Genomic DNA, 23,535 nt, shown 5'->3' with positions numbered 1-23,535 from the left:
GCAGCGCGCGGCCGGCAGGGACAGGGGGGGTCGTCCCCCCCGCTTCGACGGGGGCGCTCATCCGCCGGGAACCAGTACGTACATGATGACCCAGGCTACCGGGGCCGCGAGGAGCAACGAGTCGAGCCGATCCATCACCCCGCCGTGACCGGGCAGGAACGAGCTCATGTCCTTGATCCCGAGGTCGCGCTTGATGAGGGACTCGACGAGGTCGCCGCAGGTGCCGGCCGCGACCAGGCAGACGCCGAGCAGGACGCCCACCCAGACGGGGGCCTGGAGGCCGTAGACCGCCATCAGGACGGCCGCGACCACCCCGAAGACGAGCGACCCGGCGAAGCCCTCCCAGGACTTCTTGGGGCTGATCCGCGGGGCCATCGGGTGCTTGCCGAACAGGACGCCCGCCACGTAGCCGCCGGTGTCGTTCATCACGACGACCAGCAGGAACAGGATCATCCGGGCCACCCCGTCCTCGGGCGCCGCCAGGATCAGGGCGGCGAACGAACCGAGCAACGGCACGTAGGCGATGATCAGCATGCTCGCCGCGGTGTCGCGGACGAAGCCCTCGGCCCCGCCGCGCATCCGCCAGACCAGGCAGGCGACCACGGTCAGCGCCAGCGCGGCCAGCAGCACGCTGGTGGTGGAGAACACCACCGGGCTCTGCCGCCCGGCGAGGTAGGAGCCGATCGCGATCGCCACGCTGCCGACGACGATGGGCACGACGGCCGGGTACAGCCCGATCCGCCGCAGCGCGTTGCCCAGCTCGACCGAGGCCAGGGCGAGGGCCAGGGCGATGAGCAGGACGAAGCCGAAACGCCAGAAGACCAGGGTGAGCACGACGTAGGCGCCGAGCCCGAGCCCGACCGCGAGGGCGGCCGGCAGGTTCCGCCCGGCGCGGCCGTGGGGCGTCGCGGCGTGGGCGCCGCCGCCCTCGGTCGCGGGGGGCGGTGCGGAGGGGCCGCTCACCGCGGGACTGTGCCGTTCACGAGAAAGGGCCGTTCACGAGAGAGAGCCGTTCACGAGATCAGGTCCGCCGCCCGCTCAGACGGCGAGCAGGTCGGCTTCCTTGTGCTTGAACAGCTCGTCGACCGCGTCGGTGTGCTTCTTGGTCTCGGCGTCGAGCTGCTTCTCGGCCCGGGTGACCTCGTCCTCCCCGACCTCCTTGTCCTTGACCATCTTGTCGAGGGCGTCCTTGGCGGTGCGCCGCGCGCCGCGGACCGAGATCCGGGCGTCCTCGGCCTTGGTCTTGGCCAGCTTGATGTACTCCTTGCGCCGCTGCTCGGTGAGCTGGGGCAGGGTCACCCGGATCGTCTTGCCGTCGTTGGACGGGTTGACGCCGAGGTCGGAGTCGCGGATGGACTTCTCGATCGCGTTCACCGAGGACTGGTCGTAGGGGGTGATGAGGACGACGCGCGCCTCGGGCACCTGGAAGGTCGCGAGCTGCTGCAGCGGGGTCTGCGCGCCGTAGTAGTCGGCGGTCAGCTTCGCGAACATCGCCGGGTGGGCGCGCCCGGTCCGGATCGCCGAGAACTCCTCCTTGGCGTACTCGACCGCGCTGGCCATCTTGGTCTCGGCGTCGCGGATGATGTCGGCGATCACGGGTGTCGCTCCTTCGGTTGTGCGGCAGCCCGCGGGGCGGGCCGTTGGTCGCTCGTCGCCCGCGCCTAGGCGTGGACGCTGGTACCGATCTTCTCACCCGCGCAGACGCTGACGATCGTGCCGTCGGTGTCCAGGCTGAAGAAGATCATCGGCAGCTTGTAGTCGCGCGCCATGCTGATGGCGGTCGCGTCGGCCACCTTGAGGTCGCGGGCCAGGTAGTCGTCGTAGGTCAGGTCGTCGAACTTGACCGCGTCGTCGTGCCGGTTCGGGTCGGCGGAGTAGACCCCGTCCACGCCCTGCTTGCCCATCAGCAGCACCTCGGCGCCGATCTCCAGCGCGCGCTGGGCGGCGACGGTGTCGGTCGAGAAATAGGGCATCCCGGAGCCGGCGCCGAAGATCACGACCCGGCCCTTCTCCAGGTGCCGCTCGGCGCGGCGGGGGATGTAGGGCTCGGCGACCTGACCCATGGTGATGGCGGTCTGCACGCGCGTCTGGACCCCCTCCTTCTCGAGGAAGTCCTGCAGCGCGAGGCAGTTCATGACCGTGCCCAGCATGCCCATGTAGTCGGCCCGGTCGCGGTCCATGCCGCCCTGCTGCAGCTCGGCGCCGCGGAAGAAGTTGCCGCCGCCGACCACGATGGCCACCTGCACGCCGCTGCGGACGACGGTGGCGATCTGCCGGGCCACCGCGGAGACGACGATCGGGTCGACGCCGACCTGGCCCCCCCCGAACACCTCGCCGGAGAGCTTGAGCATCACGCGCTTGTACGGTCCGGCCGTGCCGCGGTCGGCCGTGGGAGCGGGGCTGGTCATGGATCTCCTGGGGGTCAGGGCCGAGGCAGCGAACGGCGCCACGACTGCAGGCAGTCGTGGCGCCGGTCGGTGCTCATGCGGGGGATGTGTCCGCGGGCGTCAGGCGCCGGCGGCCTCGAAGCGCGCGAAGCGCTTCAGGGTAACCCCGGCGGCCGCGAGCTGCTTGCCGACCGTGGTCTTGTTGTCGGTGACCGACGGCTGGTCGAGCAGCACCACGTCCTTGAAGAACGCGTTCACCCGGCCCTCGACGATCTTGGGCAGCGCCTGCTCGGGCTTGCCCTCCTCCTTGGCGGTGGCCTCGGCGATCCGGCGCTCGTTCTCCACCAGGTCCGACGGGACCTCGTCCCGGGTCAGGTACTGCGGCCGCATCGCGGCGATCTGCATCGCCGCGGCGCGGGCCGCGGACTCGTCGCTGCCCTCGTACTCGACGAGCACGCCCACCTGGGGCGGCAGGTCGGACGCCCGGCGGTGCAGGTACACGACGGTCTGGCCGTCGAAGTAGCGCGCAGCCGACACCTCGAGCTTCTCGCCGATCTTGACGGCGAGCTCGCCGACGGCCTCGCCGACGGTCTGGCCGGACGGCAGCGCCGCGGCGTTCGCCGCGTCGACGGAGTCCGCCCGGGTCGCCGCGACGGCCTGGACCGCCGCGTTGGCCAGCGTCTGGAACTCGTCGTTCTTGGCCACGAAGTCGGTCTCGGCGCCCAGCTGGAGCAGCGCACCGTCGACCGACACGACCAGGCCGTTGGTCGCGGAGCGCTCGGCGCCCCGCTTGGCGGCCTTCGCCTGGCCGTTGACCCGCAGGAACTCGACGGCCTTCTCGTAGTCGCCGTCGGTCTCGGTCAGGGCCTTCTTGCAGTCCATCATCCCCGCGCCGGTGGCGTCGCGGAGCTTCTTCACGTCAGCGGCAGCAATGGTTGCCATGCGTTCTGGTTCCTCGTCTTTCGTCTGTGGTGCGGGTGGGCGGCGCGGCCCAGCAGGTCAGTTGGCGACCGGCTGGTCGTCCTGCTGCTCGACGTCGACCTGGGCGTCGGCCGCAGCCTCGGCCTCGACGGCCGCCTCGGCCGGCTGCTCGGACGCGGGCACCGGGGCGGCGTCGTCGGCCGGCTCGGCGGACCCGGCCTCGACCGGGGCGACCTCGGCCGGCGCGGCGTCAGGAGCCGCGCCCAGCAGCTCGCGCTCCCAGTCCGGCATCGGCTCGGTGGTGCCGGCGGTCGCCTCGGCGGCACCGCCACCCTGCGCACCGGAGCGCGCCACGAGGCCCTCGGCGACGGCGTCGGCCAGCACGCGGGTCAGCAGCGCGACCGAGCGGATGGCGTCGTCGTTGCCGGGGATCGCGAAGTCGACCAGGTCGGGGTCGCAGTTGGTGTCCAGGATCCCGATGACGGGGATCTTCAGCTTGCGGGCCTCGTCGACGGCCAGGTGCTCCTTGTTGGTGTCGACGATCCACACCGCCTGCGGGGTCTTGCCCATGTCGCGGATGCCGCCCAGGGTCTTCTCGAGCTTCTCCATCTCGCGGCGGAAGCCGAGCAGCTCCTTCTTGGTGAAGCCGGAGCCGGCCACGTCGTCGAAGTCCATGCCCTCCAGCTCCTTGAGCCGCTGGACGCGCTTGATGACGGTCTGGAAGTTGGTGAGCATGCCACCGAGCCAGCGCTGGTTGACGAAGGGCATCCCGACCCGGGTCGCCTGCTCGGCGATGGTCTCCTGCGCCTGCTTCTTGGTGCCGACGAACATCACCTGGCCGCCGCGGGACACGACGTCCTTGACGAAGGCGTAGGCGCTGTCGATGTAGGTGAGCGACTGCTGCAGGTCGATGATGTAGATGCCGTTGCGCTCGGTGAAGATGAAGCGACGCATCTTGGGGTTCCAGCGACGGGTCTGGTGCCCGAAGTGGACGCCGCTCTCGAGGAGCTGGCGGGTGGTGACGACGGCCATGGCCGTATTCCTTTCCTTACCGGCCTCCGCGGGGGCCGGCGTGCGGTTGGGTCGGTGCCGAGCTGTTCGGCACCCCTGATGCCCGGCACGGCGCCGACTCGGGACGACCGAGACCGGAGGCGCCGCCCCGTCGATGACGGGACGCGGGCATGCGAAGTCAGCCCAGGCTGGGCTGCTGGGACAAGTCTACACCGGCACGGCGGCTGACCGTCCGCTCGATCCCCGCCCGCGAGCCCGTCCGGGGGGTCCGCCAGGCTGGTGCCATGACACCGACGACGACGCCGACGACGCCTCCGGCCGACCCCACCCTCCCCCGCTCCGAGTACCCGCGGCCCCAGATGGTCCGCTCCCGCTGGCTCTGCCTGAACGGCTCCTGGGAGTTCGAGGTGGACCGCGGCGACTCCGGCCTGGAGCGCGGCCTGCTCGGGCGGCCGCTGGCCGACCGGATCACGGTCCCGTTCGCCCCCGAGTCGGAGCTGTCGGGCATCGGAGACGTCGACTACCTCGGCGCCGTCTGGTACCGCCGCACCGTCACGGTGCCGCAGGAGTGGGGTGACGCGTCGGTGCTGCTGCACCTCGGCGCCGTGGACCACGACGCGACGGTCTGGGTCGACGGCACCGAGGTGGTCCGGCACCGCGGCGGGTTCACCCCGATCACCGCCGACCTGACCGGGCTGGCGCGCGGCGGCCAGGAGGTGACGCTGGTGGTGCGCGCCCGCGACCCCAAGGAGGGCCCGCAGGCCCGGGGCAAGCAGTCGGTGCGCTTCGCCAACCGGGACTGCCACTACACCCGCACCACCGGCCTCTGGCAGACGGTGTGGATGGAGCCGGTCACCGCGGTGCACCTGCGCCGCCCGCGGATCACCCCGCAGCTGGCCAGCGGCAGCTTCACCGTCGTCACCCCCCTCTCGCGCAACCTGCCGGGCAGCCGCGTCACCGTGGTGCTGTCCGACGAGGCCGGCGAGGTCGCGCGGGCCGAGGTCGCCGCCGACCTCGACCTCGCCCCCGGCGTGGTGCTCACCGTGCCGGAGGACCGGCGCCGCCCGTGGTCACCGGAGGACCCCCACCTCTACGACCTCGAGCTGGTGCTCAGCGGCCCCGACGGCGAGCTGGACCGGGTGCAGAGCTACGCCGGCCTCCGCTCGGTCGCCCTCGACGGCGACGCCGTGCTGATCAACGGCCGGCACGTCTTCCAGCGGCTCGTGCTGGACCAGGGCTACTGGCCCGAGAGCCTGATGACCGCACCCAGCGACCAGGCGCTGGTGGACGACATCCGGCTGGGCAAGCAGGCCGGCTTCAACGGCGCCCGGCTGCACCAGAAGGTGTTCGAGGAGCGCTACCTGCACCACGCGGACCGGCTCGGCTACCTCGTCTGGGGCGAGTTCGCCGACTGGGGTGCCGGCGGGCACGGCGCGACCACGGACCACCAGCAGCCGACCGCCAGCTTCGTCACCCAGTGGCTCGAGGCCCTGGAGCGCGACCACAACCACCCGGCGATCATCGGCTGGTGCCCGCTGAACGAGACGTGGCAGCCCCTCGGCGACCGGATCACCCAGCTCGACGACGTCACCCGGGCGATGTTCCTGGCCACCAAGCTGGCCGACCCGTCGCGTCCGGTGCTGGACGCGTCCGGCTACTCGCACCGGGTGCTGGAGACCGACGTCTGGGACAGCCACAACTACGAGCAGGACCCGGCCGCGTTCGCCGCGCAGGTCGGGGGGCTGGCCCGCGGCCAGGGCTACACCAACGTCCACGACGGGGCGACGATCTCGCAGCCGCACCGGGGCCAGCCCTACTTCGTCAGCGAGTTCGGCGGCATCTGGTGGAACGCGGCGATGGCGGCGGCCGAGGCCGAGCAGCTGGGCCGGGAGACGTCCTGGGGCTACGGCCAGCGCGTCCGCGACGAGGACGCCTTCTACGTCCGCTTCGCCGGGCTGGTCGACGTCCTGCTCGACGACCCCGGGATGTTCGGCTACTGCTACACCCAGCTGACGGACACCTTCCAGGAGCAGAACGGCATCTACGACGAGCACCGCCGGCCCAAGTTCGACACCCCCCGGCTGCACGCCGTGCAGACCCGGGCGGCGGCCTACGAGAGCCGCTGAGCGCGCGCCGCGCGGCGGATCGTCGTTGCTGCCCGGGGAGAAGCGCGGTTAACTTCGCCCCATGCGAGCAACGGTCCGCGACGTCGCGCGGCACGCCCAGGTCTCGCCGAAGACTGTCTCGAACGTCGTCAACGGGACCTTCCCGGTCAGCCCGGAGACGCGGCAGCGGGTCGAGGACGCGCTCCGCGAGCTCGACTACGTGCCGAACCTGTCCGCGCGCGGGCTGCGGAACGGCCGCACCGGGGTGATCGCCGTGGCGCTGCCCGACCTGAGCACGCCGTACTCGGCCTCCATCACGCGGGCGTTCGTCCAGGCCGGGGCCCGGCGCGGCCTGACGGTGCAGATCGAGGAGTCGGCCGGCAGCGTGGAGCGGGAGGCGCAGCTGCTCTCCCGCGCCCGCTCGCACCTGATCGACGGCCTGGTGCTGAACCCGGTCCTGCTCGAGACCTCCGCCGTCCAGCCGGGGGTCTCGCTGCCGCCGGTGGTGATGATCGGCGAGGTGGAGCAGCCGGCGGTGGACCACTTGTGGACCGACAACGTGCGGGCGCTGCGGGAGCTGACGGGCCTGCTGGTCGACGAGGGCCACCGCCGGATCGCCCTGCTGGGCGGGATGCCCTCGGCCAGCTACCAGCTCCGCCGGCAGGGCTACCGGGAGGCGCTGACGGCGGCCGGGCTCCCGCTCGACCCGGCGCTGGAGATCGACGTGCACGGCTGGACGTCGGCGGGCGGCGCCGAGGCCGTGCGGTCCCACCTGGCGCACCACCCGCTGCCGGACGCCCTCGTCTGCTGCACCGACACCCTCGCCATGGGCGTGCTCAGCGCGCTCTGGGCGGACGGGTACCGGGTGCCGGACGACCTGTCGGTGGTCGGCTACGACGACATCCCGGAGGCGGCCTACACGGTGCCGCCGCTGACGACGGTGCACTTCGACCGCCAGGTGGTCGCGGAGATGGCCCTGGACCTGCTGGCCCGCCGGATCAACGACCCGTCGCACCCCTCCAGCAGCACCGTCCTGCCGCACCGTATCGTGCGTCGCGCGAGCACCCGTCCCCGCTGAGCACGGCGCGGGAACGATCCCGCGGTTCCTCTTGTGAGGGCCAGTACAACGATGTAACGTCCACCCCACGTCACCGGGACCCCAGGGGTCCCGCGGACCCGTGCACGACCACGCTCCACCTCCGTCAACGCCGACCCGAGGAGAACCTTCCCCGCATGCCTGCTGCACGACTCGTCCTGGACGCGGCCTTCAGCATCGCCCCCGTTCCCCGTCGGCTCTTCGGCTCGTTCGTCGAGCACATGGGCCGGTGCGTCTACACCGGGATCTACGAGCCCGGCCACCCCTCCGCCGACGACCAGGGCCTCCGGACCGACGTCCTCGAGCTCACCCGGGAGATCGGCCCCACCGTCGTCCGCTACCCGGGCGGCAACTTCGTCTCCAACTACCGCTGGGAGGACGGGGTCGGGCCTCAGCAGGACCGCCCCCGCCGCCTCGACCTGGCCTGGCACTCGGTCGAGACCAACCAGTTCGGCCTGCACGAGTTCGACGACTGGGCCAAGAAGGCCGGCACCGAGGTGATGATGGCGGTCAACCTCGGCACCCGCGGGCTGCAGGAGGCCTGCGACCTGCTGGAGTACACCAACCACCCCGGCGGCACCTACTGGTCCGACCGTCGGATCGCCAACGGCGCGGCCGAGCCGTTCAACTACAAGCTCTGGTGCCTCGGCAACGAGATGGACGGGCCCTGGCAGGTCGGCCACAAGACGCCCGTCGAGTACGGCCGGCTGGCCAACGAGACCGGCAAGGCCATGCGGCTCATCGACTCCGAGATCGAGCTCGTCGCCTGCGGCTCCTCGAACTCGCGGATGCCGACCTTCGGTGCCTGGGAGGACACGGTCCTCGAGCTCTGCTACGACACCGTCGACTACGTCTCGTGCCACGCGTACTACGAGGAGCGCGACGACGACCCGCTCAGCTTCCTCGCCTCCGCGGTGAACATGGACTACTTCATCGACAGCGTCGTCGCGACGGCGGACGCCGTGAAGGCGCGCGGGCGGCACCAGAAGACGCTCAACCTCTCCTTCGACGAGTGGAACGTCTGGTACCAGAGCCGCTTCAACGGCGACGGCCCGAAGCCCCGCACCGCCGAGTGGCGGGCCAACCCGCGGCTGATCGAGGACGAGTACACCGTCACCGACGCCGTCGTGGTGGGCACGCTGCTCAACTCGCTGCTGCGGCACGGCGACCGGGTCACCATCGCCAACCAGGCCCAGCTGGTCAACGTGATCGGCCTGCTCCGCTCGGAGGAGGGCGGCGAGGCCTGGAAGCAGACCATCGCCCACCCCTTCGAGCAGGTCCGACGCCTGGCCACCGGTCAGATCATCCAGGTGGTGGCCACCAGCGACCGCTACGACTCCCCCGCCTACACCGACGTCCCCCTGGTGGACGCGGCGGCGACCTATGACGCGGAGTCGGGGCGCGCCGCGCTCTTCGTCGCCAACCGCAGCCTCACCGAGAACGCCGCGCTCGAGGTCGACCTGCGCGGGCTCGGCTCCACCCGGGTGCTGACCGCCACCACCCTGCACGCCGGGGCCGGCCAGGACCGGAACACCACCAACCTGGAGGACCACCAGGCGATCAACCCGGTGTCCTTCGACGACCACGTCGTCGACTCCGGGCAGCTGAAGGCGAACCTGCCGGCGCTGTCCTGGACCGTCTTCGAGCTCGACGCCCAGCGCGGCTGAGTCGTGACCATCGATCGTCCGCGTCCCACCCACCTGAGCGGGAGCCGCGTGTGATCATCCTCACAGCGGCCGATCCCGCCTCCCGCCCCACCACCGACCAGCACCACGGCCTACCGGTCCGCTCGACCCTCGACCAGGGCGAGCTCGGTCAGGCGAACACCCACCACCACCTCGAGAGGACCACGCAATGACAAAGACGTTCAGCGCTGCAGGAACCGGAGCGACCTCGTTCGCGGCGAGCGCGATCTCCCGCCGCGGCCTGCTCGGCGGTGCTCTCGGCACCGCGGCCGCCATCGGCCTCGCCGGCTGCAGCCCCGGCTCGGGCGCCGTGCCCGGCCAGCAGCAGTCCGTCGCGGGTGGCGGTGGCGCCGAGAAGTACGAGGGCCCCAACGTCGAGCTCGCCTACTGGAACGGCCTCACCGGAGGTGACGGCCCGATCATGCAGAAGCTGGTCGACGCCTTCAACAAGGAGCACCCGAACATCCAGGTCAAGCAGACCCGCATCATCTGGGCGGAGTACTTCCAGAAGCTCCCGGCCGCGGTGAGCAACGGCAAGGCGCCCGACGTCGGCATCATGCACAACGACGACCTGGCCACGAACGCCGCGCGCCAGGTGATCCAGCCCCTCGACGACGTGGCGACCGCCCTGAAGCTGTCCGAGGCGGACTTCGCCCCGATCGCCTGGACCGGCGGCCTGTACCAGGACAAGCGGTACGGCATCCCGCTCGACATCCACCCGGCCGGTTTCTTCTACAACAAGACCGTCATGGAGAAGGGCGGCCTCGACCCCGAGAAGCCGCCGACGACCGGTGACGAGCTGATGACCATGCTCGACGCCCTCAAGTCCAAGGGTATCGAGGGGATGTGGACCTCGGCGGTCAACGCCAACGACCTCCCCGGCCAGACGCTGCTCTACCAGTTCGGCGGCAAGATGGTGAACGACGACGGCGCGACCGTCGGCTGGGACGGCGAGGCCGGGGTCAAGGCGATCACCTGGCTGAAGGCGCTGATCGAGAACGGGCACAGCCCCAAGAACGCGGCGAACGACGGACCCAGCATCGGGTTCCAGGCCGACAAGGCCGCCTTCATGATCAACGGCCCGTGGATGACCACCCCGCTGACCGAGAACAAGAAGCTCAAGTGGGGGGCCGCCCCGGTCCCCAAGATCGGCGACGAGCTGGCCACCTGGGCGGGTTCGCACCAGTTCGTGCTGCCCCGTCAGATCAAGCCCGACAACAACAAGGCGATCGCCAGCCGGGTCTTCGTCAACTGGATCTCCCAGCAGTCGCTGGGTTGGGCCGACGCCGGCATGGTCCCGGCCCGCAACGAGGTGCGCGACTCCGCGGAGTTCAAGGCCAAGGGTGCGGTGAACGAGTTCGCCAAGGAGCTCGACTACATCAAGTTCCCGCCCCCGATCCCGGGCGTCGCCGACCAGCGCGTGGAGTGGAACACCGCCGTCAGCAAGGCCATCCTCGGCCAGCAGGACGTCGCGACCGCGCTGGCCGAGGGGGGTCAGAAGGCCAACAAGATCCTCGCGGCCAACCTCAAGAAGTACAGCTAATGAGCACGGCGACCGAGGTCAGCGCGGGCACCGCCCCGTCCGCGCTGGCCGGACCGTCCTCGGGGAACCGGAAGCTGCGGCTCTACCACCCCCTGACGCCGTACCTGCTGCTGCTGCCCTACGCGGTGCTGCTGCTGGCCTTCGTCCTCGGTCCGGCGGTGTTCGGCATCTGGATCAGCCTGCACGACTGGGACTTTATGCTGCCGTCCAAGCCGTTCATCGGGCTGCAGAACTACAAGGACCTGTTCGACTCGCAGTCGGTGATCTTCGAGCAGTTCTGGCACGGCATGCGGGCGACGGCCATCTTCGTCGTCGCCAGCGTGCCGTTCCTGGTGGTCATCCCGCTGCTGGTCGCCATGCTGCTCAACCGGAAGTTCCGCTTCCGCGGGCTCTTCCGGGCCATGATCTTCGCCCCGTTCGTGCTGGGCATCGCCGTGGTGGGCGTGCTGTTCAACTTCCTCCTCGACACCCAGTACGGCTTGATCAACTACATCATCGGCTTCGTCGGCATCGACCCGGTCGGGTGGACGGCGACCCAGCCGGCGGCCTGGATCGGCCTGGTGGGCATGACCGTCTGGTGGACGATGGGCTTCAACACCATCATCTACCTGGCGGGGCTGCAGGACATCCCGGCGGAGCAGTACGAGGCGGCCGAGCTCGACGGGGCCGGCAAGTTCGGGGCCTTCCGGAACATCACCCTGCCGGGGCTGCGGAACGTGCTCGTGTTCGTCGTCACCACCACGGTGCTGGCGAGCGCCAACATGTTCGGGCAGTCCTACCTGGTGACGAACGGTGGCCCGGGTGACAGCACCCGGACGGCCATCATGGTGATGACGCAGGAGGGTCTGCGGTCCTTCAAGATGGGGACGGCGTCCGCGATGAGCTACATGCTGGCCATCTTCTTGGGGATCATCTCCTTCATCATCTTCTATCTCATGCGGGAGAGGACGCCGAAGGCATGACCACCACGGAGATCCCGAGCGGCACCGCCACCGCCGGCACCACGACCACGGCCAACAAGCCGCGGAGCAAGACCTACCACCGCGACCGGAACGGCCCGGTGTTCTGGGTCGGGATGGTGATCCTGGCCCTGATCTTCATCGTGCCCATCCTGTGGATGTACCTGACCGCGTTCCGCACCCAGGCGGACACCCGGCAGGTGCCGCTGCAGCTCGTCCCCGAGGAGCTGACCCTCCAGGCCTTCCGGGTCATCTTCAGCGACGCCACCAACCCGGTGCTGCTGTGGGCGATCAACTCCTTCGTGTCGGCCCTCCTGCACTCCGTCATCGTGCTCGTGGTGGCGTCCATGGCGGCCTACGCGCTGGCGCGGATGCCGTTCCGGGGGCGGGGGGCGGTCTTCGCCACCATCATCGCCACCCTGTTCGTGCCGGGCTTCATCTTCCTCATGCCCAACTACCTGCTGATGAACAGCCTCGGCTGGCTCGACACGGTGCTCGCCCTGGCGGTACCGACGGCGGCGGGTGCGTTCAGCGTGTTCTTCCTGCGGCAATTCTTCCTCGCGCTCCCGAAGGAGCTGGAGGAGAGCGCGCTGATCGACGGCGCCAACACCCTGCAGATCCTGGTCAGGATCATCCTGCCGGTGTCGAAGTCGGCGCTGATCACCTTGGGGATGCTGTCGTTCCTCACCAACTGGAACGAGTTCGTCTGGCCCGTGTTCGTGCTGTTCTCCCCGGAGCGGCTGACCCTGCCGGCCGGGTTGTCGAGCTTGAACAGCGCGTTCGACACCAACTACCCGATCGTGATGGCGGGGGCCACCATCGCGTCGGTGCCGGTGCTGATCCTCTACATCTTCGTGCAGCGCTACATCATCGAAGGTGTCGCGAGCAGCGGCATCAAGGGCTGACCACCCCGCACTGGACCGCCGGCTCCCCCTGGGGACCGGCGGTCCTGTGCTTCCCGGGTGCCGGCCGACGGCGACCCGGCCATCATCCCGACGACGACGGAGACCCTGACATGCGCGCTCCCGGACCCCACCCCACCACCGTCGACGGCCGGTCGCCCCGGTGAGCAGGCGGCGGACCTACACCAACCCGGTCTGGCCGGAGTACTTCGCCGACCCCTTCGTCGTCCGGTGGGAGGACCGCTACGTCGCCTACGGCACCGGGCCGTGGGTCGACGGCCGGGCCTTCCGGGTGCTGACCTCGACCGACCTCGTCAGCTGGGCGTCGGTGGGCGGGGCCCTCACGCCGCTGCCGCCGGAGCAGGGCAGCGACTACTGGGCGCCGGAGGTCGTCGCGGCCGAGGGACGCTGGTGGATGTACTACTCGGTGGGCTTCGAGGACCGCGGCCACTCGCTGCGGGTGGCCACGGCCGGCTCGCCGCTCGGCCCGTTCGTCGACTGCGGCGTCGACCTCACCCCGGACGAGCTGTTCGCCATCGACCCGCACCCGTTCCGCGACGCCGACGGCCGCTGGTACCTGTACTACGCGCGCGACGTGCTCGACGCCGACCGGGTCGGCACCCACCTGGCCGTCGCGGAGATGACCGGCATGACCGCGCTGGCCGGCCCCGGCCGTTCCGTGCTGGCACCGACGGCCGACTGGCAGATCTTCGAGCGGCAGCGGTCGCTGCACGGCCAGGTCAGCGACTGGCACACGCTCGAGGGTCCGGTCGTCCGGCAGCACGGCGACCGGTACCACCTGCTCTACTCCGGGGGGTCCTACCTCGGCGAGGGGTACGGCGTCGCCTGGGCCTGGGCGGAGCACCCGCTGGGGCCCTGGACCGAGCCCGTGGGCGCCGCGCGGCTGCTGGCCACGGTGCCGGGGCACGTCCGCGGCCCCGGTCACAACAGCGTGGTCACCACCCCGGCCGGCACCGACGTGCTGGTCTACCACGCCTGGGACGAGGCGATGACGCGCCGCAGCCTGTGCATCGACCTGCTGCTCTGGGACGACGACGGCCCGCGCACCCCCGGACCGACCTGGACCGAGCAGCCCCGACCTCTCTGAGCAGCGGGGCGGCTCAGCCGGCCGGCCGGCCGTCGCGCGGGCCGAACGCCCGCAGCGCGTCCGCGTCGCTCGCCGTCGCGCGCAGGTACTCCGCCGCCCAGGCCGCCCGGTCGGGGTAGCCGGAGCCGGCCACGACGGCGGCCACGGCCGCCTCCACGTCGACCTCGGTGTGCCGCAGGGCGACCTGCCCGTCGCGCAGCAGCGCCCAGGCGCCGCCGGCGCGGCCGTAGGGCATGCCGATGCTGCCCGGGTTCACCACCAGCCGCCGGTCGACCAGCCGGACGAAGGGCATGTGGGTGTGCCCGCAGACGACGGTCCGCTCCTCCGGGGCCAGCCCGGCGAAGGCCTCCTCCCACCGCGCCAGCCGGGTGTCGACGAGGACGACCTCCTCGTCGTCGCGGGGTGTGCCGTGGCAGAACACGACCGGGCCGAAGCCGTCGACGTCCACCCGCGCTGGGTGCGGCAGCCCGGCGAGCAGGGCGACCTGGTCGGGGCGCAGCTGCCGGGCGGCCCAGACCGACTCGGGATGGGGCGACGTGCCCCCACGGGCGAGGTCGACCAGCTCGCGGTCGGCGTTCCCGCGGACCAGCAGCACGCGGGCGCCGAGCCCGGTCAGCCGGTCGAGGACCTCCACCGGCATCGGTCCGGCCGCGTGGTCGCCCGTGACCACCACGAGATCCGCGCCGCGCACGTCCGGCTCGGCGAGCACCGCGTCGAGGACCGGCAGCACGCCGTGCACGTCGGACAGGACCGCGACGCTCCCGGGCATGGTCCCGACCCTACGACCGTCCACAGGCCGGGCGCGCGGCCGGCCGCCGTCCACCGCCGCGGTCCTGCCCCGCACGGGACGGGTCGCGGTGCCGAGAGTGCCGTCATGGGAGAGACGTCATGAGGCCCACCGGGACCAGCCGCGCCGCCCGCGCCGCCCCGGCCCTGGTGGCGACCGCGCTGCTGGTCCTGGCGGCGCTGCTGGTCCGCGCCCAGCCGGCGACCGGCGCGCCGCGGGAGCCGGCCGTCCCCGGCGGCGGCTGGCCGCTGGCCGGGGTCCCCCGGGTCGTCCGTCCGTTCGTGGCCCCGGCCCACCGCTACGGCCCCGGCCACCGCGGGGTCGACCTGGCCGGCCGGGTGGGCACGCCGGTGCTCGCCGCGCTGCCCGGCCGGGTGGCCTTCGCCGGGCTCGTGGCGGGCCGGGGGGTGGTCAGCGTGGACACGGGCGGGCTGCGCACCACCTACGAGCCGGTCGCGGCGCAGGTGAGGGCCGGCGCCGTCGTCGGCGTCGGAGACCCGCTCGGCGTCCTGACGGCGGGCTCGCACTGCCGGGAGCCCTGCCTGCACTGGGGGCTGCGCAGCGGTCCGGACTACCTGGACCCGCTCCGCACGCTGCGCTCCGCCGACAGCGTCGCCCTCGTGCCGGCGGACCGGCGCGACCGCGTGGCCGCGGACGCGGCGGAGCGCGCCCGGCTGGCGGAGGCGGCGACGGCCGGGCTGGGCGCCGGCTGGGTGGCCGCCCCCGGTGGCCGGCACGGCTTCGCGCGGCCGGCGGGGGGCCCGGTCACCTCACCGTTCGGGCTGCGGCTGCACCCGGTGCTGCACGTGTGGAAGCTGCACGACGGCACCGACCTCGGCGCCGCCTGCGGGGCACCGGTCCGCGCGCCCGCCGACGGGCGGGTCGTCGCGGTCGGGCCGGCGGGCGGCTACGGCAACCGGCTGCTGCTGGAGCACGGCCGGGTCGACGGCGTCGTGGTGCGGACGGGGTACGCCCACGCCGCGGGCTACGTCGTGCGGCCGGGGCAGCAGGTGGTCCGCGGTCAGCTCCTCGGCCGCGTCGGCAGCACCGGCTACGCCACCGGGTGCCACCTCCACCTGCAGGTCTGGCTGGACGGACGGCTCGCCGACCCGAGCCGCTGGTTCACGCTGTGACCGTCGGCGTCGGGCGCCCCGGTCAGGCCCGGGGGTGGGCCCGGGCGAAGGCTTCGCGCAGCCTCTCGTCGGTGACGTGGGTGTAGATCTGGGTGGTGGCCAACGAGGCGTGGCCCAGCATCTCCTGGACGCTGCGGAGGTCGGCACCGCCCTCCAGCAGATGGGTGGCCATGGCGTGCCGCAAGCCGTGCGGCCCGAGGTCGGGGGCGCCCTCGACGCGCCCGAGGGCCGCGTGCACCACGCGGCGCACCACCCGGGGGTCCATCCGCCGGCCCCGCTCCCCCAGGAACACCGCCGGACCCGAGGTCGGGACGGCCAGGGCCGGTCGGCCGTCGGCCAGGTAGCGCTCGACGGCGCGGAGCGCGGGGAGCCCGACCGGCACGGAGCGCTCCTTGTCCCCCTTGCCGATGACCCGGACCAGCCGCCGCTCGGTGTCGACGTCGTCGAGGTCCAGCCCGCAGAGCTCGGCCACCCGGACGCCGGTGGCGTAGAGCACCTCGAGCAGGGCGAGGTCGCGCAGGACGACGGCGGGGTCGTGCGGGGTGGCGGGGCGGTCCGCGGCACCCGGGCCGGAGGCCCGCGGGTCGGGCTCCGGGTCGGGGCCGGGCCGCGCCGCGTCCAGCATCGCGGCCGCCTCGGTCTGGCCGAGGTGCGGGGGCAGGGAGCGCTCCTTGCGCGGGGACCGCAGGCCGGCCGCCGGGTTGGTCGCGACCCGGCCGGAGGTCTGCGCCCACGTGAAGAAGACCCGGACGGCCGCCGAGCGGCGCTGCAGGGTCGAGCGCGCCTGGCCGCGGGTCTGCTCGCGGGCCAGCCAGCTGCGCAGCGCCCGGATCGTGACGGCGTCCAGGGAGGTCAGGCCCAGCCGTTGCAGGTGGCGCAGCAGGCCGGTGACGTCGCCGGTGTAGGCGCGCACGGTGTGCACGGACAGCTCGCGCTGCAGGCGCAGGTGCCGGGCGTAGTCCTCCACCAGCGTCGCGAACTCCGCCGACAGCGGCTCCGCCGTCGCCGTCGCGGAGGAGCCGGCGGTGGTCATGCCCCAGCGTCACCCGACGCGGAGGCCCGGGCAAGCCGCCACTCCGCCCGACGGCTGCCGCCCCGGCCGCGGGCTCCCACCGCGGCGTTGTGGTATCCAGGGCGGATGCAGCCCGAGGTGGGGACCCCGCTCCCCGGTCAGGTCGTCATCGGCGGGTACACCGCGGACGGCGACGAGGACGCGGTCGGCCTGACGTCGTGGCGGCCCCGGCCCGACGGCGCCGGCCTGGCCGAGGTCGGGCGGCTGGCGCTGGCCGACCCCACCTACCTGGTCGCCCACCCCACCCGACCGTGGCTGTTCGTGGCCGGTGAGTCCGACCCGGGCCAGGTCAGCAGCGTCGCCCTGGGCGCCGACGGCAGCCTCACCCTGCTGTCCACCGTGCCGACCGGGGGCAGCGGGAGCTGCCACCTCGCCCTCGCCGCCGACGGTCGGCACGTCGTGGTGGCCGACTACGGCTCCGGCACGGTGTGCAGCGTCCCGGTCGGGGCGGACGGCCGGCTCGGCGAGCGGACCGGGTTCTGGCGCTTCGCGGGCTCCGGGCCCGACCCCGGACGGCAGGAGGCCCCGCACGCCCACCAGGTCGTCGTGGTCGGGGACGAGCTGCTGGTGGCCGACCTCGGCACCGACCGGGTGCACCGGTTGCGGCTGAGCGCGGACGGCGACCTGGCCGAGGCGGGTCCGGCCGTGCCCCTGCCCGCCGGGTCCGGCCCGCGCCACCTCGTCGTGGTCGAGGACCACCTGGTGGTCGCCGCCGAGCTGAGCGGCGAGCTCTGGCTCGGCCGCCGGGCGTCCGACGGCGGCTGGACGGAGCTGGACCGGGTGCCCTGCACGGCCCACCCCGCGGGCGGTGAGCTGTACCCGTCCGCGCTGCGGGCCGACGGCGACACCGTCGTCGTCGCGAACCGCGGGCCGGGCACCGTCGCGACCTTCGCGCTCGACCGGGTCGCCGGCACGCTCCGGCTGGTCGACGAGCGGTCCGGCGGGGGCCGCTGGCCCCGCGACCTCGTGGTCGGCGACGCCCTGCTCTGGGTCGCGAACCAGACCGACGACGTCGTCACCGTGCTGGCCCGGGACGCCGACCCCGGCGCCGAGCCGGTGCTGACCGTCCGCAGCCAGGCGCCCGCGTGCGTCGTGCTGGTGCCGGCGGCCGGGCGCTAGCCTGGGCGGGTGACCACTACCGACGTGACGACCGGCGGCACCGTGCTGCCGATCGCCCGGTGGGGTGAGCCCGTCATGCACGCGCGCACCCGGCCGGTGACCGAGTTCGACGACCGCCTCCAGGCCCTCGTGGCCGACATGTTCGCCACGATGTACGCCGCCGAAGGCGTCGGGCTGGCCGCCACCCAGGTCGGGGTGGACCTGGCGGTGTTCGTGTTCGACTGCCCCGACGACGACCACGTCCGGCACTCCGGCGTCATCTGCAACCCCGTGGTGGAGCTGCCCGAGGGCAAGGACCGCGTCCTGGAGGCGGCGGACGAGGGCTGCCTCTCCCTGCCGGGCGCCTACATCGAGCTGGCCCGCCCGGACCGCGCCGTCTGCCGCGGCCAGGACGCCGCCGGCAACCCGGTCGAGGTCACGGGCACCGGGCTGCTGTCCCGCTGCCTGCAGCACGAGACCGACCACCTGAACGGGACCGTGTTCGGGGACCGGCTCTCGGGTCGGCTGCGGAAGAAGCTGTACCGGCTGCACGAGGACCGCGCCGAGGACTACCCCGACGACTGGCCCGTGTCCCCGCGGGTCCGCGACGAGGACGAGGACGAGGACGACTGACGGGGCCCCTGCCCCAGCACGTAGCAGGCGATGGCCGCGGCCGCGGCGACGTTGAGCGAGTCGATGCCCGCGGCCATCGGGATGGTGACGCGCGTCGTGGACTGGCCGCTCCAGCGCTCGGACAGCCCGGCCCCTTCCGTGCCCAGCAGCACGGCCACCTTCCGCGGCGCCCGGGCCAGGTCGGCGGCCACGGTGGCCAGGTCGACCGCGTCGTCGGCCAGCGTCAGGGCCAGCGTGGTGAACCCCGCCCCGGCCAGCTGCGCCGGCGCCGCGTGCCAGTCGGGCAGCCGGGCCCACGGCAGCGAGAACACCGCCCCCATGCTCACCTTGATCGACCGCCGGTAGAGCGGGTCGGCCGCCCGGGGAGAGAGCAGGACGCCGTCCCAGCCCAGCCCGGCGGCGTTGCGGAGCAGGGCGCCGACGTTGGTGTGGTCGACGACGTCCTCGCAGACCACGAGCCGTTCGGCCCGCAGCAGGTCCGCGACGTCGTGACGCTGCTCGCGGTGCAGGGAGGCCAGCGCCCCGCGGTGCACGTGGAAGCCCGTCACCTCCTCCGCCAGCTGCTCGCTGACCACGTGCACCGGGACCTCCGGCCACCGGTCCAGCACGTCCTGCAGGCCCTCCAGCCAGCGTGGCGCCAGCAGGAACGACCGCGGCCGGTAGCCCGCCTCGACCGCGCGCCGGATGACCTTCTCCCCCTCGGCGATGAACAGGCCCTGCTCGGACTCCAGGGAGCGCCGCAGCGAGGTCTCGCGCAGCCGGACGTAGTCGGCCAGCCGGTCGTCGGCGGCGTGCTCGACCTGGACGAGGGGCACCTCAGGCCGCCCGGCGGCGCAGCCGGGCCAGCACCCCGACGAGGAGGTCGCGCACCCGGGCGGCCTCGCGGGGCCGGCGACCGGCGAGCACCGCGACCTGCACGCCGTCGACCTCGCCGGTGGCCGGGGTCCAGGCGGTGGCCTCGTCGGCCCGGTCGGCCCGGACGCAGAACACCCTGCGGTCCTCCGCCTCGGCCGACACCGCCCGGTTCGTCGGGGGGTCGTCGGTCGCCGCGAGCACGTACCAGGCGCCCTCCAGGTCGCCGGGGCGGAAGGCCCGCTGCTGCCACACCAGCTCGTCAGCGGCCGCCGCGCGGGCGATCCACGGGCTCACCCCGGGCGCCACCACGCACACGCGGGCGCCCGCCTCGATCAGCCGCGGCACCCGCCGGGTGGCGACGTGGCCGCCGCCGACGACGACGACGCGCCGACCGGTCAACCGCAGACCGGTCAGGTAGGGGGCCGCGGGGCCGCCGGCACTGTCCACAGACCCATGATGACCCACCGGCCCTGACGCCCGCGGCCGGTCCACCCGAGCAAGACCTCAGCCTTTCGCTTGGCGTGGGCAAGGCTCTAGACTTGATCCATGTTCGTGCTGACCGTCGACCAGATCGACTCGCGCCGGCACCGCGACCTCGTCGAGCCGACCCTCGCCCGGCTGGCCGCGCTCCCCGCGCGGCTGCCGTTCACCCGGACGGTCGGCGACGAGTTCCAGGGCGTGCTGGCGGACGGCAGGTCGGTGGTCGATGCCATCCTCATGCTCATGCGCACCAGGACCTGGCACGTCGGCCTCGGGATCGGGGCGGTCGAGGAACCGCTGCCGGGCGACCCGCGCTCGGCGCGCGGCCCCGCCTTCCTCGCCGCCCGCTCGGCGGTGGAGCAGGCCAAGCGCGAGCCGGGGCACGTGCACGTCGCCGCGCCGGCCGCGCCGGACGAGGGCGAGGACGTGGCCGTCGTGCTGCAGCTGCTCGCGGCCCTGCGCGAGCGCCGGACGGCGTCGGGGTGGGAGGCGGTGGACCTGATGGGCGTCGTCGGTCAGCAGGCCGACGTCGCCGACCAGCTCGGGGTGACCCGGCAGGCGGTGGGTCAGCGGCTGCAGGCGGCGGGCTGGAGCCTCGAGCAGCGGACGCTGCCGACGCTGGCCCGGCTGCTGGACCGGGCCGACTCCGCGGCGGGCGGGCGGTCGTGACCCTGCTGCCGGGCCTGGCCTGCCTGCTCTGGGTCCTGCTCACCGCCGCGAGCGTGCTCGCCTGGCCGGCGCCGCACGGCCGTCGTCCGCGGCTCGTCCGGACCCGCGCGCTGGTCGTGGTGCTGGGGGTCGAGGTGCTCGGCGCCGGGCTGGTCGCCCTGCTGGGCGCCTCCGGTTCCCCGCTCAGCACCCCGTGGTCGTGGTTCGCCGTCGTGCTCGGCTCCGCCGCGTCGCTGCTCGGCGGCGGGGTGGTGACCCGCTGCGTGCTGGCGCTGGCCGACGCGTCCTCCCGCCCGGAGGGACCGCGCGTCCAGCGGACGGTCCTGCGGGGCGGGACCTGGATCGGCGCCCTGGAGCGGCTGGCCGTGACGGCGACCCTGGTCGCCGGCTGGCCGGAGGGGCTCGCGGCGGTCGTCGCGGTCAAGGCCTTCGCGCGCTACCCCGAGCTGAGGGCGAGCCCGACCACCGGGGCCGTCGAGCGCTTCATCATCGGCACCTTCACGAGCCTCGGCTGGGCCGCCGTCTGCGCCGGCACGGTGCTGGTCCTCACCTAGGTCGCGGTGGTGCCTAGGCTGAGCCGGTGGACAGCCCCGCCCTCGGCACCCTCGACTGGCAGCCGGCCCTCGACCGGCCCGACCTCCTGGCGGCCCCGGTGACCGCCGCCCTCGCCGGGAGCGGGACCGGCTGGTTCGCGGCCCCCATCGACCCCGCCCTCGCCGACACCGCCGCGTTCTGCGCCACCTACGGCGTCCCCCTCGAGGCGTCGGCGAACTGCGTGGTGGTCGCCGGCCGGCGCGGCGAGACGACGACCCTGGCGGCCTGCCTGGTGCTGGCCACCGACCGGGCCGACGTGAACAAGACGGTGCGCCGGCACCTCGACGTGCGCAAGATCTCGTTCGCGCCGATGACGGAGGCGGTGTCGCGGACCGGGATGGAGCACGGCGGCATCACCCCCGTCGGCCTGCCGTCCGACTGGCCGGTGCTGGTGGACCGGGGCGTCGTCGACGCCGGCTGGGTCGTGGTGGGCAGCGGCACCCGGGGCGGCAAGCTGGCCGTGCGGGGGGCGGACCTCGCTCGGCTGCCGGGGGCCGCGGTGCTGTCCCTCGCCGTCAGCGCAGCAGGTTGACGATCGCCGCCAGGCCCACGACGACGATGACGACGCGGTAGACCTTCGGCGGCAGCCGCCGCCCCACCCGGGCCCCGACCTGGGCGCCGAGGACGGAGCCGACAGCCAGCAGCGCGACGACCACCCAGTCGACCTCGGAGATGAGCACGAAGACGACCCCGGCGACGCCGTTGGCGATCCCGGTCAGGACGTTCTTGAGCGCGTTGACCCGGGCCAGCGTCTCGGTCAGCGCCACCCCCATCACGGCGATCACCAGCACTCCCTGGGCGGCGCCGAAGTAGCCGCCGTAGGCCCCGGTGACCACGATCGCGGGCCACAGCCAGGCCGGGCCGGACGTGTCAGCCTGCTGGCCGTGCCGCTCGCGGTAGGCGGCCACCCGGCGAGACAGCGCGGGCCCGACGATGACCAGCAGGACTCCGAGACCGATCAGCACGGGCACGATCGCGTCGAACGCTGCCGAGGGCAGGCGGAGCAGCAGGAGGGCGCCCACCACCGCCCCGAGGAGGGAGGCCGCCCCGTAGCGGAGGATGCGCGCCCGCTGGCCCGCCAGCTCGGCCCGCCCGGCCAGGGCGCCCGCGAACGACCCGGGGGCCAGGCCGATGCAGTTCGAGACGTTGGCCAGCACCGGTGGGATGCCGAGGGCCAGCAACGTCGGGAACGTGATCAGGGTGCCGCTGCCCACGACGGTGTTGATGAGCCCGGCCGCCGCCCCGGCCAGGGCGATCAGCAGCAGCTGCCACCACTCCACCTAGCGGGACTCGGGCTCCGGGGTCGCCTGCGTGCTGCCGTTGCTCACCGGCGGCTCGAAGCCGGACGCCGCCGCCTCGAGGGCGGCGGGTGAGGTCGACAGCGCGGGCTTGGACAGCACCGACCCCCGTTCCAGCTGCTGGGCGGCGGCGATCGCCTCCTGCATGGTCCGCTCGGAGGCCTCGGCCTCGGCCGCGTTCTGCTTGGTGATCTCGTCCTGGACGTCGATCTTCGGCGGCGCCGTGAAGTCGCCCTTGGCGCTGGCGGGGATGCCGGAGGTGATCTCGCCGACGGCGCTGCCCAGCCCCTTGAGGGCGTCGTTCAGCTCGCTCGGGACGATCCAGACCTTGTTCGCGTCGCCCTTGGCCAGGTTCGGCAGCATCTGCATGTACTGGTAGGCGAGCAGGGCCTGGTCCGGCTGGCCGGCGTGGATGGCCCCGAAGACGGTGCTGATGGCCTGCGCCTCGCCCTCGGCCCGGAGCATCTGGGCCTGCCGGTCGGCCTGGGCCCGCAGCACCAGGGCCTCCCGGTCACCCTGCGCCCGCAGGATCGCGGACTCCTTCTCACCGCCGGCGGCGAGGATCTGCGACTGCCGCTGACCCTCGGCGATGAGGATCGAGGCCCGCTTGTCGCGCTCGGCGCGGGCGCCCTTCTCCATGGCGTCGCGGATGGTGGCGGGCGGCTCGATCGCCCGGAGCTCGACGCGGTTGACCTTGATCCCCCACTTGCCGGTGGCCTCGTCGAGGACGAGCCGCAGCTTCTGGTTGATCTCCTCGCGGCTGGTCAGGGTCTGCTCGAGGTCCAGGCCGCCGATGATGTTGCGCAGCGTCGTCATGGTGAGCTGCTCGATCGCCTTGATGTAGTCCTGCGCCTCGTAGGCCGCCCGGACCGGGTCGATGACCTGGAAGTAGATGACGGAGTCGATGCTCACCATGAGGTTGTCCTCGGTGATCACGCCCTGCGGCGGGAACGGCACGACGGTCTCGCGCATGTCGAGGTTGATCCGCACCTTGTCCAGCACCGGCACCAGCAGGTGCGGGCCCGGTTCCAGCGTCCGCTTGAACTTCCCCAGCCGCTCGACGACGCCCACCCGCTGCTGGCGGATGACCTTGATCGAGCTCGCGAGGATGAAGATCGCCGCCAGCGCGAAGACGAGGCTGACGATCAGGGTCGTGGGGTCCACGGGTCGATCCTCCTAGCCCACCCGCGGTCGGGTGG

Annotated in this window: 24 protein-coding genes; 13 read left to right on the top strand and 11 right to left on the bottom strand. The window is 73.1% G+C overall.

Translation table 11 applies throughout. The features are described from left to right. Positions 1-57: 57 nt before the first annotated feature. The 5 genes from BLT72_RS05940 to rpsB form a co-directional block, all read right to left on the bottom strand. Positions 58-963 carry a phosphatidate cytidylyltransferase gene (locus BLT72_RS05940; RefSeq protein WP_091411056.1) on the bottom strand — a complete coding sequence of 302 codons (906 nt, stop codon included), beginning with the start codon at positions 961-963 and terminating at the stop codon, positions 58-60. Between the two features lie 75 nt (positions 964-1,038). Beyond that, positions 1,039-1,593 (bottom strand): ribosome recycling factor, encoded by a 555-nt coding sequence (gene frr / locus BLT72_RS05935; protein WP_172826199.1) that lies wholly within the window; start codon positions 1,591-1,593, stop codon positions 1,039-1,041. A gap of 68 nt (positions 1,594-1,661) precedes the next feature. After that, complete coding sequence (pyrH, locus tag BLT72_RS05930) at positions 1,662-2,408, bottom strand: UMP kinase (RefSeq protein ID WP_091411052.1); 747 nt, start codon at positions 2,406-2,408, stop codon at positions 1,662-1,664. A gap of 99 nt (positions 2,409-2,507) precedes the next feature. Further along, on the bottom strand, positions 2,508-3,329 hold the full coding sequence (gene tsf, locus BLT72_RS05925) for a translation elongation factor Ts (protein ID WP_091411050.1): 822 nt from the start codon (positions 3,327-3,329) through the stop codon (positions 2,508-2,510). A gap of 57 nt (positions 3,330-3,386) precedes the next feature. After that, on the bottom strand, positions 3,387-4,340 hold the full coding sequence (gene rpsB / locus BLT72_RS05920; protein ID WP_091411049.1) for a 30S ribosomal protein S2: 954 nt from the start codon (positions 4,338-4,340) through the stop codon (positions 3,387-3,389). A gap of 263 nt (positions 4,341-4,603) precedes the next feature. On the opposite strand from rpsB, the gene BLT72_RS05915 reads away from it, so the two are divergent. The 7 genes from BLT72_RS05915 to BLT72_RS05885 all read left to right on the top strand — a co-directional run bounded on the left by BLT72_RS05915 (position 4,604) and on the right by BLT72_RS05885 (position 13,717). After that, positions 4,604-6,445, top strand: a complete 1,842-nt coding sequence (locus BLT72_RS05915) for a glycoside hydrolase family 2 protein (RefSeq protein ID WP_091411046.1) — start codon at positions 4,604-4,606, stop codon at positions 6,443-6,445. A gap of 61 nt (positions 6,446-6,506) precedes the next feature. Further along, a complete protein-coding gene (locus BLT72_RS05910) occupies positions 6,507-7,502 on the top strand; it encodes a LacI family DNA-binding transcriptional regulator (protein ID WP_091411044.1) in 996 nt (331 codons plus the stop codon). 155 nt (positions 7,503-7,657) lie between these two features. Next, positions 7,658-9,187, top strand: coding sequence for an arabinosylfuranosidase ArfA (arfA, locus tag BLT72_RS05905; RefSeq protein ID WP_091411042.1), 1,530 nt, complete (start codon positions 7,658-7,660; stop codon positions 9,185-9,187). A 187-nt stretch (positions 9,188-9,374) separates the two neighbouring features. After that, entirely contained in the window at positions 9,375-10,748 is a 1,374-nt protein-coding gene (locus BLT72_RS05900; RefSeq protein ID WP_091411040.1) for an ABC transporter substrate-binding protein, read from the top strand. Then, on the top strand, positions 10,748-11,710 hold the full coding sequence (locus tag BLT72_RS05895) for a carbohydrate ABC transporter permease (RefSeq protein ID WP_091411038.1): 963 nt from the start codon (positions 10,748-10,750) through the stop codon (positions 11,708-11,710). Before BLT72_RS05900 ends, BLT72_RS05895 begins: the two co-directional genes overlap by 1 nt. Beyond that, complete coding sequence (locus tag BLT72_RS05890) at positions 11,707-12,612, top strand: carbohydrate ABC transporter permease (protein WP_091411036.1); 906 nt, start codon at positions 11,707-11,709, stop codon at positions 12,610-12,612. Before BLT72_RS05895 ends, BLT72_RS05890 begins: the two co-directional genes overlap by 4 nt. 160 nt (positions 12,613-12,772) lie before the next feature. Next, positions 12,773-13,717 carry a glycoside hydrolase family 43 protein gene (locus tag BLT72_RS05885; RefSeq protein ID WP_091411033.1) on the top strand — a complete coding sequence of 315 codons (945 nt, stop codon included), beginning with the start codon at positions 12,773-12,775 and terminating at the stop codon, positions 13,715-13,717. A gap of 13 nt (positions 13,718-13,730) precedes the next feature. On the opposite strand, the gene BLT72_RS05880 is transcribed toward BLT72_RS05885, so the two are convergent. Next, positions 13,731-14,486, bottom strand: a complete 756-nt coding sequence (locus BLT72_RS05880) for a metallophosphoesterase family protein (RefSeq protein ID WP_091411031.1) — start codon at positions 14,484-14,486, stop codon at positions 13,731-13,733. 119 nt (positions 14,487-14,605) lie between these two features. Here BLT72_RS05880 and BLT72_RS05875 point away from each other — a divergent pair, with 119 nt between their 5' ends. Further along, a complete protein-coding gene (locus BLT72_RS05875; RefSeq protein ID WP_091411029.1) occupies positions 14,606-15,637 on the top strand; it encodes a peptidoglycan DD-metalloendopeptidase family protein in 1,032 nt (343 codons plus the stop codon). Positions 15,638-15,659: 22 nt separating this feature from the next. Here the strand turns inward: BLT72_RS05875 and BLT72_RS05870 are convergent, their stop codons facing one another. After that, entirely contained in the window at positions 15,660-16,670 is a 1,011-nt protein-coding gene (locus BLT72_RS05870) for a tyrosine recombinase XerC (RefSeq protein ID WP_091411027.1), read from the bottom strand. A 105-nt stretch (positions 16,671-16,775) separates the two neighbouring features. Between BLT72_RS05870 and BLT72_RS05865 the strand changes: the two genes are divergently transcribed. Beyond that, positions 16,776-17,828 (top strand): lactonase family protein, encoded by a 1,053-nt coding sequence (locus BLT72_RS05865; RefSeq protein WP_091411025.1) that lies wholly within the window; start codon positions 16,776-16,778, stop codon positions 17,826-17,828. A gap of 9 nt (positions 17,829-17,837) precedes the next feature. Continuing rightward, positions 17,838-18,440, top strand: coding sequence for a peptide deformylase (gene def, locus BLT72_RS05860; protein WP_091411022.1), 603 nt, complete (start codon positions 17,838-17,840; stop codon positions 18,438-18,440). Here def and BLT72_RS05855 read toward each other — a convergent pair. After that, a complete protein-coding gene (locus tag BLT72_RS05855) occupies positions 18,377-19,255 on the bottom strand; it encodes a TrmH family RNA methyltransferase (protein WP_091411019.1) in 879 nt (292 codons plus the stop codon). The genes def and BLT72_RS05855 overlap by 64 nt on opposite strands. A gap of 1 nt (position 19,256) precedes the next feature. Continuing rightward, the gene (locus BLT72_RS05850) at positions 19,257-19,742 is read right to left on the bottom strand and encodes a precorrin-2 dehydrogenase/sirohydrochlorin ferrochelatase family protein (protein ID WP_172826029.1); all 486 of its coding nucleotides are present in this window, start codon (positions 19,740-19,742) and stop codon (positions 19,257-19,259) included. Positions 19,743-19,841: 99 nt separating this feature from the next. Between BLT72_RS05850 and BLT72_RS05845 the strand changes: the two genes are divergently transcribed. The 3 genes from BLT72_RS05845 to BLT72_RS05835 are packed head-to-tail and all read left to right on the top strand — an operon-like array spanning position 19,842 to position 21,570. Beyond that, positions 19,842-20,444 (top strand): SatD family protein, encoded by a 603-nt coding sequence (locus BLT72_RS05845; protein ID WP_091411017.1) that lies wholly within the window; start codon positions 19,842-19,844, stop codon positions 20,442-20,444. Beyond that, positions 20,441-20,998 (top strand): hypothetical protein, encoded by a 558-nt coding sequence (locus tag BLT72_RS05840; RefSeq protein WP_157720309.1) that lies wholly within the window; start codon positions 20,441-20,443, stop codon positions 20,996-20,998. The genes BLT72_RS05845 and BLT72_RS05840 overlap by 4 nt, the downstream gene beginning before the upstream one ends. 26 nt (positions 20,999-21,024) lie before the next feature. Then, entirely contained in the window at positions 21,025-21,570 is a 546-nt protein-coding gene (locus BLT72_RS05835; RefSeq protein WP_091411015.1) for a YbaK/EbsC family protein, read from the top strand. Here the strand turns inward: BLT72_RS05835 and BLT72_RS05830 are convergent. Both BLT72_RS05830 and BLT72_RS05825 read right to left on the bottom strand, forming a co-directional pair. Continuing rightward, positions 21,554-22,318 carry a sulfite exporter TauE/SafE family protein gene (locus BLT72_RS05830; protein ID WP_091411013.1) on the bottom strand — a complete coding sequence of 255 codons (765 nt, stop codon included), beginning with the start codon at positions 22,316-22,318 and terminating at the stop codon, positions 21,554-21,556. The genes BLT72_RS05835 and BLT72_RS05830 overlap by 17 nt on opposite strands. Then, positions 22,319-23,500 carry an SPFH domain-containing protein gene (locus BLT72_RS05825; protein WP_425349225.1) on the bottom strand — a complete coding sequence of 394 codons (1,182 nt, stop codon included), beginning with the start codon at positions 23,498-23,500 and terminating at the stop codon, positions 22,319-22,321. It lies immediately after the preceding gene. Between the last annotated feature and the right edge of the window lie 35 nt (positions 23,501-23,535).

Source organism: Friedmanniella luteola (genome assembly GCF_900105065.1).
In the GTDB taxonomy this organism is placed as follows: Bacteria; Actinomycetota; Actinomycetes; order Propionibacteriales; family Propionibacteriaceae; genus Microlunatus; species Microlunatus luteolus.
This window is presented reverse-complemented; position numbering and strand designations above follow the sequence as displayed.

What these genes read in the sequence shown, in the direction of transcription:
- BLT72_RS05865 (WP_091411025.1), top strand. Translation starts at nt 16,776, where the DNA reads ATGCAGCCCGAGGTGGGGACCCCGCTCCCCGGTCAGGTCGTCATCGGC.
- arfA (WP_091411042.1), top strand. Translation starts at nt 7,658, where the DNA reads ATGCCTGCTGCACGACTCGTCCTGGACGCGGCCTTCAGCATCGCCCCC.
- BLT72_RS05910 (WP_091411044.1), top strand. Translation starts at nt 6,507, where the DNA reads ATGCGAGCAACGGTCCGCGACGTCGCGCGGCACGCCCAGGTCTCGCCG.
- BLT72_RS05870 (WP_091411027.1), bottom strand. Translation starts at nt 16,670, where the DNA reads ATGACCACCGCCGGCTCCTCCGCGACGGCGACGGCGGAGCCGCTGTCG.
- BLT72_RS05890 (WP_091411036.1), top strand. Translation starts at nt 11,707, where the DNA reads ATGACCACCACGGAGATCCCGAGCGGCACCGCCACCGCCGGCACCACG.
- BLT72_RS05875 (WP_091411029.1), top strand. Translation starts at nt 14,606, where the DNA reads ATGAGGCCCACCGGGACCAGCCGCGCCGCCCGCGCCGCCCCGGCCCTG.
- pyrH (WP_091411052.1), bottom strand. Translation starts at nt 2,408, where the DNA reads ATGACCAGCCCCGCTCCCACGGCCGACCGCGGCACGGCCGGACCGTAC.
- BLT72_RS05915 (WP_091411046.1), top strand. Translation starts at nt 4,604, where the DNA reads ATGACACCGACGACGACGCCGACGACGCCTCCGGCCGACCCCACCCTC.
- rpsB (WP_091411049.1), bottom strand. Translation starts at nt 4,340, where the DNA reads ATGGCCGTCGTCACCACCCGCCAGCTCCTCGAGAGCGGCGTCCACTTC.
- BLT72_RS05900 (WP_091411040.1), top strand. Translation starts at nt 9,375, where the DNA reads ATGACAAAGACGTTCAGCGCTGCAGGAACCGGAGCGACCTCGTTCGCG.
- BLT72_RS05845 (WP_091411017.1), top strand. Translation starts at nt 19,842, where the DNA reads ATGTTCGTGCTGACCGTCGACCAGATCGACTCGCGCCGGCACCGCGAC.
- BLT72_RS05880 (WP_091411031.1), bottom strand. Translation starts at nt 14,486, where the DNA reads ATGCCCGGGAGCGTCGCGGTCCTGTCCGACGTGCACGGCGTGCTGCCG.
- BLT72_RS05895 (WP_091411038.1), top strand. Translation starts at nt 10,748, where the DNA reads ATGAGCACGGCGACCGAGGTCAGCGCGGGCACCGCCCCGTCCGCGCTG.
- tsf (WP_091411050.1), bottom strand. Translation starts at nt 3,329, where the DNA reads ATGGCAACCATTGCTGCCGCTGACGTGAAGAAGCTCCGCGACGCCACC.